Below are 12,992 nucleotides of genomic sequence, written 5' to 3' on the forward strand. Positions count from 1 at the left end.
TACGGGCGCCGAAGCGCCCGTATGAGGGTTAGTCGAGGGGAAAATTTAGCGATCAATCCAAGCTGTCGCAAACTCATTGTTGCCCAGAGGTGTCTGCACATAGCCCTTTACGTCCTGCGAAAGAGCGACTGCAAATGGGGTCTCATACATAAACAACAACGGCGCGGCTTCTGCGTAGATCTCTTGCATACGCGCGTATTGTTCTGCGCGTTTTGCAGGGTCCATCTCCGTGTTAGACGCTTCATAAAGAGAATTGAACTCGGCGTTATCCCAACCCGTGCCAACGGCTTTTGCGGTTGGGTTGTAACCAAGCCATCCAGCAACCTGAGCAGGATCGTTGACGTCATTCACCCAACCATAGGTGTGAATATCAAAATCGCCAGAGCGGTTTTTTGCGCCGCGAGTTGGGCCATCAACTTGGGCAACATTTAGCTTTATGCCAATGTCGGACCACATTTGCTGCAGTGCCGCAAGGATGATCCCATCATCGGCTGAACCTGCCAATGTCGTTAGGGTGATTTCGGTTCCATCTGCAACACCAGCTTCGGCAATAAGCGCTTTTGCTTTGTCCAAATCATATTGATAGAGCGGACCATTGTCAGTTGCCAGCTGGGTTGTTGACGCCATTAGACCAGAGGTCACAGGCTTGCCCGCACCATGCAACACCAATTGCACCAATGCATCTTTGTTGGTGGCAAAGTTGAGCGCCTGACGCAGCTTCACGTTAGCCAATGGGTTTGCACTACCATCAGCACGTTCAGGGCGGGTATTAATTGGCGAATAAATAATGCGCGTTGAGGGGAACAGCTCCATATTGATTTTTGGATCTGCTTGCATTTCTGAAACCCGAGCGAATGGGATGAACTCAGCCGCATCGACTTCGCCAGCCTGCAGTTTCAGAATGCGTGTCGCATCGTCAGGAATAACGAGGAAGTTGATGCCATCAATATAAGGCAAAGCCTTACCATCTTCGCCTTCACGCCAATAATGTGGGTTGGCGGCAAACTGCATCATGGAGCCACGTTGATGAGACTTCATTACAAATGGGCCGGAACCAACAAAACCTTCAATGCTGAGAGAGCTGGATTTGTCCTGATCTGTTTCACCTTCTGCCGCTGCAAATGCATCGGCGGAAACGATTGCCGTATTAAAGGTTGCCAACATCAAAACGATGGTCGGATCGGAGTTTTTTAGCGCGATGTTGATCGTGTTTCCTTCAGCGCTCACGCTATCAACAGATGCCAACAGACCAGCCCAAGGGCTTAGGTCTGGGTTTGCTGCACGTTGCAGTGAAAACACCACGTCTTTGCCTTCGATCGGCGTGCCATCAGAAAACTTGATGCCATCGCGAAGCGTCAGTGAAACGCTCAAACCGTCCTCAGCCACTGCGTAGCTTGACGCCAAGCCAGATGTTACAGTTTTGCCGTCCGCCTCTGTACGCAACAAAGTGTCGTACAAATTTGTGACCATCCAAATATCGGGATTTCGATCGGCATAGATCGGGTCGATCAAAGTCGAATCGTCGTAGCGTGCGAATGTCAATGACCCGCCGCGCTCCAGCGCGCTCGCTGGGAACGCAGACATCATGGCGGCGACAGCCACCGTTGCCATAAGAATTTTTTTCACCTTGCATTTCCTCCCTTGCAGATGAGAGCGCTTGCGCGCCGTTTTGGAGATTGTATCCAAAATCGAATTTTGCACTATCCACATTTGAAGTCAAACTAAAATTTATTATAGTGACAATTCAACTGCCCTTGCGTTGCTTGTCGTAGACGTGCAAATTGGGCCAACCAATGAAGCCAATTGGGACCAATAGAATAGATCGGGTGAGATTTTGAACGCGAAACCTAATGAGCCAAGCAATGAAGATATAGGCCGCTCCATCCGTCGGCGTCGCAAGGCACTTGGTAAGACACTTGTCCAAATTGCTGCGGAAACTGAACTGACCATAGGGTTCATTTCGCAAGTGGAGCGCGGCATATGCGCGCCGTCTTTGTCCTCATTCATGCGCATTGCAAACTCGCTCAACACCAGCATTGAACAATTGCTAAATGTCTCAGAGAATTTTGAGGTTCTAACCAAAGCTGAACATAGGCAAAGCTATAGCTTGGGGGAGGCAGGTCGCTGGTATGAAAAATTGGGTCCCGGGTTTTCTGGTGCGTTATTTTATCCCTGCATCATTTACAGACCGCCAGGACATGTATCCGAACGCATGCACCACAAAGGTGAGGTGTTTTGCTATTTGATCGCCGGAGAACTTGAATATCACTTGGGTGATGCAGTCCATAACATGGTGGCGGGCGACAGTATTCATCACGACACAACCGAAAAGCACTTTTCCAAAGTGGTAAGCGATGTTGAAAGCGTTGAACTTTGGGTGAGTTCACACCCGATCACTGGATAGTCCGAACAGGTCTTTAGTGAAGCATTAAGCGAAAACGTCCTATGATCTTTGCGCGAGGCGCAGCAGGAAATGGGAAATGAACGCCAATTTCGAAAACGAAAACCGTGGTCGGACGGCGATGCTGGTCCGCAGCGTATGGTTTGGGTGCTTTGCGTTTGTCGCCGCGTTTTTGGGCGCCGTTTATTTGACCGTACAATTTGCAGGCGATGCAGCGAACGAGATTAGTACGATCCGTGAACTGCAGCTGGTTGAATTCGAAGTTCAACGCGTTGCACAAAACGCGATTGCAGCACAACAAAGACTCGTAAGGTCCGATGTGCTTTTTTTGGAAACGAAGAAGGCTGAAGAAGACCGTAACCTTGATCGGTTACTGACCCTAAAGCTGGGTCGTGAGCCATTTTCCTTTTTTGGCATTATCGATAGCGATGCTGACCTTGTTTACGCATCAACACAATTCGCCATAAGCCAACAAAAAGACAAAAAACGCGATACCCAAAGACTGATCAATGCAAGCCTTGACTTGGTTCAAGATGCTTACGCAAAATTTGACTCCATGAAAGCGCCGGCCCAAAACGGGTTCGTCATACCATCCCATTTCCTTTATGACGACAGCGCGATGACCGTTTTTGGATTTCGATATCTCGAGAATAAGTTGCACTTAATCGTCGTACAACCGGTATTGGCAAGGACAAGCTACTTACGCACGGACACGCCACACCCATTTGTCAGCATCGCAGCAATCCCTATTCCCAACTTATATTTCTCTCAAACTGCGGCCAAGATCGGCATGAGGGACTTAATGCCATTCCAAACGCGAACGCCCTCGAATGACAAAACATTTCTCGCGCTTCCCAACGCGCAACTGCCCGCTGCTGCTCAACTGGAATGGGATGCAACTTCTCCAAAGCTAACCATTTTGAACGACGCTTTGCCCTATTTGATATTACTTTCACTGATCATTTTGGCGTCTACCGTGCTGGTCGCTCTAAAGTTCTCTAGTGTTCTAAATGCCTTTGGGTTGGTGAACCGTAAGAACAGTTTTATGGCACGCCATTGCGGGCTAACCAGCCTTGCGAACCGCGCAAAATTTGATGAAATGATTTCAGAAGCCATGCAAGGCGCGCCCCAAAACCCATTCACATTACTCACCCTAGATTTGGATAAATTCAAGCCGCTTAATGATACTTATGGGCATGACGCTGGGGACCTCATTTTGGTGAATGTTGCGAAACGTTTCCAGGAGGCTGTGGGAGAATATGGCACCGTTGCCCGCGTTGGCGGCGATGAGTTTATGATTATCCTGAAGGAAAACTTTGGCCGCGAAATCACGTCACAGCTCACGCAAGAACTTATAGAATTGGCCGTTTGGCCCATCCCTACTCCCTATGGAGAATTGAGTGTGGGCTGCTCGATCGGCATTGCAAATGCGCCAAAAGATGGGCGCAATGCACCCGATTTAATGCGCAGGGCTGATGAAGCGATGTATCATTCAAAGCGACAGGGTGGCAATCGAGCGACTTTTGCAGAAGACCGGATCACACCCAATGATATCGAAGTCGATTTTCAAACAGCATAAGTGGTATTCCCATACCTCTTATCTGAACGGTTGCGCATAGAGCAGCCCGCCCTTCTGCCATTGATCATTTAACCCTCTAGAAAGACCAATTGGTGTGCCTTCACCGATATTTCGTTCAAAGACTTCACCGTAGTTGCCAACGCTTTTGATCACCGCAACCACCCAATCGACTTCCAACCCAAGTTGGGTCCCCAGTGCATCTTGCGTCCCCAACAATCGACCAACATCCCTGTGAACAGTTGTCTTTGCCAACATTTCAACGTTCTTAGATGTAACGTTCAGTTCTTCTGCAACAATGAGCGCATTAAGGGTCCAGCGCACCAAATTTGTCCACATTTCATCGCCCTCACGCACAACGGGCCCCAAAGGCTCCTTTGAAATGATCTCGGGCAGAATGGTGTGATCACTTGGGGTTGCCAAAGACGCCCGCGTCGCGGCCAGCGCCGAGGCATCTGCTGTGTAGACGTCGCAGTCACCGCGTCTATAAAGCTCTATTGCTTCTTCAGCGTCCTTAAAACGTATTGGAAAATAGTGAATTCTTTGAGCCTGGAGGAAATCTGATAAATTGTGTTCTGTGGTGGTATCCACTTGCACACAAATCCGCGCGCCTTGGAGATCCAAAGCACTATTGATATTTATCCGCTTGGCAATGAGGAATCCTTGGCCGTCAAAATATGAGGTGCCAGCAAAATTCAGTTTGAGTTTGGTGTCCCGCGAAAATGTCCATGTCGTGTTGCGGGACAGCAGATCAATTTCACCAGATTGCAACGCATCAAACCTTTGCGTAGCGTTCAACGGAATGAAATTCACTGCATTGCTGTCTGCAAAAATCGCTGCGGCCACTGCGCGACAAAAATCAACGTCAAAACCAGTCCAGGTGCCATTGGTCTGTTGAATGGCAAATCCGGGAAGCGACGTATTTACTCCACAAAGCAAATGCCCTCTTTCTCGTACTTGAGAAAGTGTATTTGCCTGCGCAGGCAATATGCACATAATTGCAGAAACGAATATGAAGGCTGCACGAAAAAAAGAACGCATTACCACTCCGACGTTTTAGATTTTCATTGGGCTCAAGGGATTGGCCAATTCGCCTATCTCAAAACACCGAACAGACCACACAATAAGCGCACATGGTTGAGGTATGATTGACGTCCGCCAGATTTAATGGCGATCGATTTGCTTGCGCAGTTCTTCAACAAATTTGCTTGCCGCCACTGGCAGTGTTCGCTTGTGCAGTTGCCCGACAAACAAAAAACCGGGGTCCAACTCCCCAACGTGTAATGGCACTTTCACCAAGCCTTCGCCAACACCATTTTGATCAGCAAGCGAATAGGAAAAGGCAACGCCGCCATTTTGCCGGGCAATATTTTGAATCAGATTTACATCGTCAGCTTCAACTGCAGGCATACAATTAAGGCCCTTCTTAACAGCGGCGGCTTCAATCAACTCCCGCACCCCGTCTCCGCGCGGCGGCAAGATCGCGCCATGTTCCAGGCAATCAACCAACCGCAGTGCCGGACGCTGAGCCAAGAGATGCTTGGGTGACATGACACAATGTATTTCTTGCTGTGTGTGGATAAGAGTTTGAACATCGGCGAGCCGAAGTGGTTGAAAAACAAGGGCGATGTCCGCATCAAGACTATGCAATTGTCGCTCGACTTGCGCGCGAGCAAAGGTTTGAATTGCAAAGGTAACGCCGGGGAAATCGGATCGGTAACTTTGGATGAGGCCGGGCAGTAGATTTGCGCCAATTTCTTTGGTGGTTGCAATGCGCACATGCCCCAATCTCACCCCGGACAAGTCCGCAATCCGCGAACGAACCCGTTCAAGATCCGCCATTTGTGCGCGGATATGTTGGATGAATAATTCGCCTGCACTATTGAGCCGCACCCCCAGCGAATGGCGTTCAAATAACTCGATTCCTAGCTCTTCTTCCACCGTCAGTATCCGTCGGTTCAAAGCTGAAGGTGTAATGGCCAAAGTTTCGGCGGCGGCACGGATCGAGCCCGCCTTCGCCACAGCATCAATATATTTAAGCGCCAGCATGTGCCGCATAGTTCACCTCGTACAATGTGGTGCATTTTTTGCAACACTTAGCGGATTTTTTAGCAGCATACAACATCACGATCATTTGGCATATTGAATTTAGGTCAACCATACTGACGCGAATGGGTCGAATTCCTCCCCGACATTGACCCCAGAAAGGACCGAAATTGACGACCGCGATAACAATGAAGAAATCAATTATCCCCCAACTGACCGCCGCGCTGCTGACCAGCGCCGTTGCGATTTTCAGCCTTAGCACGGATGCATTTGCAGACATGCTGGACGTAGAAAAAGACGAGTTGCGGCTCGGTTTCATCAAGCTAACAGACATGGCCCCTTTAGCGATCGCCTATGAAAAAGGCTATTTCGAAGACGAGGGATTGTTCGTCACGCTTGAACCGCAGGCGAACTGGAAAGTGCTGCTTGATCGCACCATCACAGGTGAGTTGGACGGCGCGCACATGTTGGCGGGCCAACCTTTGGCGGCAACCATTGGCTTTGGCACCAAAGCACATATTGTGACCCCCTTCTCTATGGACTTGAACGGCAACGGCATCACTGTTTCCAATGAGGTTTGGGAATTGATGAAGCCGCATCTTGAATATGACGAAGACGGTAAACCGGTTCACCCGATAAGCGCGGCGGCGCTTAAACCCGTGATCGAACAGTTTAAGACCGATGGCAAAAGCTTCAACATGGGCATGGTATTCCCCGTGTCTACACACAATTACGAATTGCGCTACTGGCTCGCAGCGGGCGGCATTCACCCAGGGTTCTACTCTCCTTCGGATACTTCGGGTCAAATTGACGCTGAAGCTTTGCTTTCAGTCACGCCACCGCCGCAAATGCCCTCAACCTTGGAAGCGGGCACCATCAACGGCTATTGCGTTGGGGAGCCGTGGAACCAAGCCGCGGTGTTTAAAGGCATCGGCGTGCCCGTAATCACCGACTATGAGATTTGGAAGAACAACCCAGAAAAAGTCTTCGGCCTCACCAAAGAGTTCACCGAACAATATCCCAACACCACTCTTGCTCTTACAAAAGCATTGATCCGCGCGGCCAAATGGTTGGACGAAAACGACAATGCCAACCGTGAAGAAGCAGTGGAGATTTTGGCGCGTTCTGAATATGTGGGAGCCGACGCTGAAGTGATCGCCAACTCGATGACCGGCACATTTGAATATGAAAAAGGCGACAAGCGCGCCGTGCCCGATTTCAACGTGTTCTATCGCTACAATGCCACATACCCTTTCTATTCAGACGCTGTTTGGTACCTGACGCAAATGCGCCGCTGGGGCCAAATCGCTGAACAAAAAGACGATGCTTGGTACGACGATGTCGCGAAAAGCGTTTACCGCCCTGATATTTATCTAAAAGCCGCCAAAATGCTTTTGGACGAAGGATATGTTGCAGAAGCAGAGGTCCCTTGGGATAGCGACGGCTACAAGGCACCTACCCCAAGCACCGATATTATCGACGCCATTGCGTTCGATGCGAAACAGCCCAACGCCTACCTTGACAGCTTAAAAATCGGCTTAAAGACCGATCAGCTGGTTGAGGAAAACGGCAGCTAGGGCAAGGAGGGCGCTGGCTGACGGATGGCCCCAAACACCCGTCAGCCAGCGACATTAATAGAATAAGGTTCGACAAAATGACTGACATTTCCACACAACCTGCACGGCCAGAAAACGCTTTTCGCAAAGGCGCTCTTTCTTGGATCAACAAAGCAAGCTCTTGGTTAGAAGCCTTGGGTTTTGCGTGGTTGACGCCCATCTTGAAAATGGCGGCTGGCGAAAGTCCGCGCGAGCAGTTGCCGATTTTGCGGCAAGTATTGCTCATTCCCCTATTTGGGATCGTGATGTTTGTCTTGGCTTGGGCTGCATTGGCCCCCACCGTGCAAACCTCGCTTGGTGCGATTCCCGGCCCCTTGCAAGTCGCAGAACAGGCACAGAACCTTTGGGTGGATCATGTTCGTGAACGCGAAAAAGCAACTGCCTTTTATCAGCGCCAAGATGAGCGCAACGCGAAGCTGATTGCGGATGGAAAGAAAGACAAAGTCAAACACCGCACCTATACGGGTAAGCCAACCTATATTGATCAAATACTCACATCATTGATCACCGTCGCGCTTGGTTTCATCATTGCAACCATTATTGCGGTGCCATTGGGTATTGCGTCTGGTTTGTCGAAAACCTTCAACGGCGCGATCAATCCGTTGATCCAAATATTCAAGCCAGTGTCGCCGCTTGCTTGGTTGCCCATTGTGACCATGATCATTTCAGCCACCTATGTGAACCCAGTTGATTGGTTGTCTAAATCACTGGTCACTTCAGCAGTAACCGTGACCCTATGCTCGCTTTGGCCGACGTTGATCAACACTGCCTTGGGTGTGGCGTCAGTTGATAAAGAACTGATGAATGTGGGCAAGGTGCTGCAACTGCCAACTTACAAAACCATTACAAAATTGGTTCTGCCTTCTTCTTTGCCGCTGATATTCACCGGACTTCGCTTGTCACTTGGCGTTGGTTGGATGGTTTTGATTGCCGCTGAAATGTTGGCGCAAAACCCTGGCCTTGGCAAATTCGTTTGGGACGAGTTCCAAAACGGTTCATCGCAGTCATTGGCAAAAATTATGGTTGCTGTTCTGACCATCGGCATCGTTGGTTTCATGCTCGATCGTTTGATGTTCGCGCTGCAACGCGCCTTCACCTTCTCGGCCAACCGGTAAGGGGTGAACCATGTCGATTTTAGAAATTTCGAAATTGTCAGTGCATTTCGGCGAAGGGGAAAACTGTCAGCGCGTCCTCACTGACATTGACCTTAAGGTCGCCGAGGGAGAATTCATCGCAATCGTTGGGTTCTCTGGCACTGGCAAAACAACTTTGATCTCTGCGCTTGCTGGTCTGCAAAAACCGACCAGCGGTGGGGTGATTTATCGCGGAAAAGAAATTGATGGGCCGGGCGCTGAACGCGGCGTGGTATTTCAGTCATATTCGTTGCTGCCTTGGCTCACCGTTGAGGGCAATGTCAGCTTGGCGGTGGATCAAGTGTTCAAAGACAGGCCAAAAGCTGAACGACAGGAAATCGTTGATCGCTACATTGGCATGGTGGGATTGAGCCACGCTAAAAGCCGAAAGCCTTCGGAACTGTCTGGCGGCATGCGCCAACGGGTGTCGGTTGCCCGGGCCCTCGCCATGCAACCTGAAATCTTGCTGCTTGATGAACCTTTGTCCGCGCTTGACGCCCTCACCCGCGCCAAACTGCAAGATGAATTTGCTGACATTTGTCAGCGCGAGAAAAAGACCATCATCTTGATCACCAATGATGTGGATGAAGCCATTTTGTTGGCGGATCGGATTATTCCGCTCAACCCCGGGCCAAACGCCACCTTGGGCCCGCATTTTGAGGTCGATATTGAGCGCCCGCGCGAACGCACCGCGCTCAATAACGACGAAAGGTTCATCAAATTACGCGCAGCGGTAACTGACTATTTGATTACGGTTGGGGCTGAACGTCAGGATGAAGATGGCGAACAAACAATATTGCCTAATATTGAGCCGGTGCGCCTGGGCAAAAACGAACCCTTGCCAAAAGCTTATGCTGAAATGACCTCTTCCAGCCGCAATGAACGCTATTTGGAGTTTTCGGATCTCACGAAAGTTTACCCGACGCCCAAAGGCCCGCTTACGGTGGTTGATGGGTTCGACATGAAAATTAAAAAGGGCGAGTTCATCACCCTTATTGGTCACTCTGGGTGTGGCAAATCTACGGTTTTGTCGATGGCGGCAGGGCTGAACAAAATAACTGAAGGCGGCATAATTTTAGACGGGCACCACATCTCAAGTGCAGGGCCAGACAAAGCGGTGGTGTTCCAAGCCCCCAACCTGATGCCTTGGCTTACGGCCTACGAGAATGTTGAATTGGGCGTTGATAAAGTCTACCCGAACGCCTGCCGTGCCGAACGTCGAGACGTGGTTGAATATTACCTTTCAAAGCTCGGCCTTAAAGACAGCATGTCCCGCTTGGCGGGTGATTTGTCCAACGGCATGAAGCAACGCGTTGGCATTGCGCGCGCCTTTGCGCTGTCGCCAAAATTGCTTTTGCTCGACGAGCCATTTGGCATGCTCGACAGCCTCACCCGATGGGAGCTGCAAGATGTGTTGATGGACGTTTGGAAACGCACACAAGTGACCGCGATTTGTGTGACGCACGATGTGGATGAAGCGATTTTGCTCGCTGACCGCGTGGTGATGATGTCGAACGGCCCAAACGCCAAAATCGGCAATATCATGGAAGTTGATCTGCCCCGCCCACGCTCCCGCAAGGCCTTGTTGGATCACCCCGATTACTACGCTTATCGCGAAGAATTGCTCGAGTTCTTGGAAGCCTATGAAGGCGGTGCAGACCCAAGTGAAGAGCAACTAATTGCGATCAAAGAAAAACGCGCCACGCGCATTGCGCGCCAGCGTGCAGCGTCAACCGTTGCAGCTGAATAGGAGGCAATAATGGAAAAGCAAAAACTCGTCATTATCGGCAATGGCATGGCCCCGGGGCGGATGCTTGAGCACCTGTTCGACATCTCGCCTGATGCTTATGACGTTACGATTTTTAATGCTGAGCCTCGGGTCAATTATGACCGGATCATGCTCTCTCCTGTTCTCTCGGGCGAAAAGAGCTTTGAAGAGATCATCATCCATGGAGATGGTTGGTACATCAAGCATAACATCATGCTTTATAAGGGCCACAAGATCATCGAGATTGATCGGGAAAACAAAACCGTCACCTCGGATCAATGCACGACCGCGCCTTACGACAAATTGGTGATTGCGACGGGATCTAACCCCTTTATCATCCCCGTCCCCGGCCACAAATTGCCGGGTGTTTTGTCCTACCGTGACCTTGATGATGTGACCGCCATGATGTTGGCGGCGCAAGCGCGGGACAAGGCGGTGGTGATCGGCGGCGGGCTACTTGGATTGGAAGCCGCTGCTGGTTTGCAAAACCGGGGTATGGACGTCACCGTGGTGCACTTGATGCCCACTTTGATGGAGCGTCAGCTCGACCCTTCTGCTGGCTATCTTTTGCAAAAAGAATTGGAAAGCCGTGGCATAGCGGTAAAAACCAGTTCCAATACGAAATGCATTCTGGGTGACAAAAAAGTACAAGGTCTTGAACTTGAGAACGGCGAGGTCATCGACTGCTCGCTAGTTGTAATGGCCGTAGGCATTCGCCCGAACGGCTTTTTGGGCACAGAGGCTGGGCTTGACGTTAACCGCGGCATTGTTGTGGACAAACAAATGCGCACCAGCGACCCGGACATTTTGTCTCTAGGGGAATGCGCTGAAATTGACGGGCAAGTTTATGGACTTGTGGCCCCGCTATACGAAATGGCGCGGATTGCGGCCCATACGCTGAGCGGGGATGATAGCCAATCGTTCCAACACCAAGACACAGCCACAAAACTCAAAGTCACTGGCATTGACCTGTTCTCGGTTGGGGATTTTGCAGAAGGTGAGGACCGTGATGAGATCGTGTTGCGGGACGCAAATGCGGGCATCTACAAACGCGTCATTTTGCAAGACAATAAGATTGTGGGCACCGTTTTATACGGGGAAACAAGCGACGGGGCATGGTTTAACGACCTCAAGAAAAAAGGGACCGATGTCTCAGAAATGCGAGACACCTTAATCTTTGGCCAAGCCTATCAAGGTGGGGCCGCAATGGACCCCATGGCGGCCGTTGCAGCGTTGCCCGATGATGCAGAAATCTGCGGCTGCAATGGCATTTGCAAATCTAAAATCGTCGGCACGATCACTGAAAAAGGCCTAACCACACTTGATGAAGTGCGCGCACATACCAAAGCCTCTGCGTCTTGTGGCACTTGCACAGGCCTCGTTGAACAATTGATGGCACTAACATTGGGCGATAGCTTTGATGCGAATGCCCAGCAATCTATGTGCAAATGCACCGACTTGGGGCATGGCGATGTTCGTCGCCTCATCAAAGCCAAAGAGCTAAAAACCATCCCTGCGGTAATGCAGGAACTGCAATGGAAAACCTCTTGCGGGTGCGCCAAATGTCGACCAGCGCTCAATTATTATTTGGTGTGCGATTGGCCCGATGTTTATGCGGATGATTATCAGTCGCGCTACATCAACGAGCGGGTGCACGCCAATATCCAAAAAGATGGCACCTATTCGGTTGTGCCCCGCATGTGGGGCGGCATGACCTCCTCGTCTGAGCTGCGGGCAATCGCTGACGTCGTAGACAAGTTCGATATTCCAGCCGTCAAGGTTACGGGCGGTCAACGCATTGACATGTTGGGGATCAAAAAACACGACCTGCCTGCTGTTTGGGCTGATTTGGGTAAGGCAGGTTTTGTTTCCGGTCAAGCATATGCCAAAGGCTTGCGCACGGTAAAAACCTGCGTTGGCAGTGACTGGTGTCGGTTCGGCACACAAGACAGCACGGGTTTGGGCATCAAACTTGAAAAGTTCATGTGGGGGTCTTGGACCCCTGCAAAACTCAAGCTCGCGGTTTCTGGTTGCCCGCGCAATTGCGCTGAGGCCACCTGCAAAGATATCGGCATCATCTGCGTCGATAGCGGATACGAAATCCACTTTGCAGGCGCTGCTGGGTTGGACATCAAGGGCACACAAGTGTTGGGCAATGTCTTAAGTGAAAATGAGGCACTGGAACATGTGGTGGCCTTGACCCAAATGTATCGCGAGCAAGGTTTCTATCTTGAACGGATATACAAATGGGCTGCGCGGATCGGGCTTGATGAAATTCGCCAGCAAATCATGGAAAACGACGAACGGCGCAAAGACTATTTCGACCGTTTTGTGTTCAGCCAAAAATTCGCCCAAGTCGACCCATGGTCCGAGCGTGTTTCGGGCAAGGACAAACATGAGTTCAACCCTTTGGCCACACTAGATTTGGAGGCGGCAGAATGAGTGCTGTATC

The 12,992-nt window shown here is 50.6% G+C and carries 9 protein-coding genes; 6 read left to right on the forward strand and 3 right to left on the reverse strand.

Annotation, left to right across the window (positions count from 1 at the left end; all coding sequences use genetic code 11):
* Positions 1 to 45 precede the first annotated feature (45 nt).
* The gene (locus O4H47_RS06135; protein ID WP_269393077.1) at positions 46 to 1,626 is read right to left on the reverse strand and encodes an ABC transporter substrate-binding protein; all 1,581 of its coding nucleotides are present in this window, start codon (positions 1,624 to 1,626) and stop codon (positions 46 to 48) included.
* Between the two features lie 208 nt (positions 1,627 to 1,834).
* On the opposite strand from O4H47_RS06135, the gene O4H47_RS06140 reads away from it, so the two are divergent.
* Together O4H47_RS06140 and O4H47_RS06145 are read left to right on the forward strand one after the other, a co-directional pair.
* Positions 1,835 to 2,404 carry a helix-turn-helix domain-containing protein gene (locus O4H47_RS06140; RefSeq protein ID WP_269393078.1) on the forward strand — a complete coding sequence of 190 codons (570 nt, stop codon included), beginning with the start codon at positions 1,835 to 1,837 and terminating at the stop codon, positions 2,402 to 2,404.
* A 76-nt stretch (positions 2,405 to 2,480) separates the two neighbouring features.
* Entirely contained in the window at positions 2,481 to 3,980 is a 1,500-nt protein-coding gene (locus O4H47_RS06145; RefSeq protein WP_269393079.1) for a GGDEF domain-containing protein, read from the forward strand.
* An 18-nt stretch (positions 3,981 to 3,998) separates the two neighbouring features.
* Here O4H47_RS06145 and O4H47_RS06150 read toward each other — a convergent pair whose 3' ends face one another.
* Both O4H47_RS06150 and O4H47_RS06155 read right to left on the reverse strand, forming a co-directional pair.
* Positions 3,999 to 5,018: an amino acid ABC transporter substrate-binding protein gene (locus O4H47_RS06150; RefSeq protein ID WP_269393080.1), complete on the reverse strand. Its 1,020-nt coding sequence runs from the start codon at positions 5,016 to 5,018 to the stop codon at positions 3,999 to 4,001.
* 123 nt (positions 5,019 to 5,141) lie between these two features.
* On the reverse strand, positions 5,142 to 6,035 hold the full coding sequence (locus tag O4H47_RS06155) for a LysR family transcriptional regulator (RefSeq protein ID WP_269393081.1): 894 nt from the start codon (positions 6,033 to 6,035) through the stop codon (positions 5,142 to 5,144).
* Between the two features lie 176 nt (positions 6,036 to 6,211).
* Here O4H47_RS06155 and O4H47_RS06160 point away from each other — a divergent pair, with 176 nt between their 5' ends.
* The 4 genes from O4H47_RS06160 to nirB all read left to right on the forward strand — a co-directional run bounded on the left by O4H47_RS06160 (position 6,212) and on the right by nirB (position 12,982).
* Positions 6,212 to 7,600, forward strand: coding sequence for a CmpA/NrtA family ABC transporter substrate-binding protein (locus O4H47_RS06160; RefSeq protein ID WP_269393082.1), 1,389 nt, complete (start codon positions 6,212 to 6,214; stop codon positions 7,598 to 7,600).
* Between the two features lie 77 nt (positions 7,601 to 7,677).
* Complete coding sequence (locus tag O4H47_RS06165; RefSeq protein WP_269393083.1) at positions 7,678 to 8,754, forward strand: ABC transporter permease; 1,077 nt, start codon at positions 7,678 to 7,680, stop codon at positions 8,752 to 8,754.
* A 10-nt stretch (positions 8,755 to 8,764) separates the two neighbouring features.
* Positions 8,765 to 10,522, forward strand: a complete 1,758-nt coding sequence (locus O4H47_RS06170; RefSeq protein WP_269393084.1) for an ABC transporter ATP-binding protein — start codon at positions 8,765 to 8,767, stop codon at positions 10,520 to 10,522.
* Between the two features lie 9 nt (positions 10,523 to 10,531).
* The gene (gene nirB, locus O4H47_RS06175) at positions 10,532 to 12,982 is read left to right on the forward strand and encodes a nitrite reductase large subunit NirB (protein ID WP_269393085.1); all 2,451 of its coding nucleotides are present in this window, start codon (positions 10,532 to 10,534) and stop codon (positions 12,980 to 12,982) included.
* Positions 12,983 to 12,992 lie beyond the last annotated feature (10 nt).

The sequence above is a fragment of the Maritalea porphyrae genome (genome assembly GCF_027213965.1).
GTDB classification, from domain to species: Bacteria; Pseudomonadota; Alphaproteobacteria; order Rhizobiales; family Devosiaceae; genus Maritalea; species Maritalea porphyrae_A.

What these genes read in the sequence shown, in the direction of transcription:
- O4H47_RS06145 (WP_269393079.1), top strand. Translation starts at nt 2,481, where the DNA reads ATGAACGCCAATTTCGAAAACGAAAACCGTGGTCGGACGGCGATGCTG.
- O4H47_RS06170 (WP_269393084.1), top strand. Translation starts at nt 8,765, where the DNA reads ATGTCGATTTTAGAAATTTCGAAATTGTCAGTGCATTTCGGCGAAGGG.
- O4H47_RS06165 (WP_269393083.1), top strand. Translation starts at nt 7,678, where the DNA reads ATGACTGACATTTCCACACAACCTGCACGGCCAGAAAACGCTTTTCGC.
- O4H47_RS06160 (WP_269393082.1), top strand. Translation starts at nt 6,212, where the DNA reads ATGAAGAAATCAATTATCCCCCAACTGACCGCCGCGCTGCTGACCAGC.
- nirB (WP_269393085.1), top strand. Translation starts at nt 10,532, where the DNA reads ATGGAAAAGCAAAAACTCGTCATTATCGGCAATGGCATGGCCCCGGGG.
- O4H47_RS06155 (WP_269393081.1), bottom strand. Translation starts at nt 6,035, where the DNA reads ATGCGGCACATGCTGGCGCTTAAATATATTGATGCTGTGGCGAAGGCG.
- O4H47_RS06150 (WP_269393080.1), bottom strand. Translation starts at nt 5,018, where the DNA reads ATGCGTTCTTTTTTTCGTGCAGCCTTCATATTCGTTTCTGCAATTATG.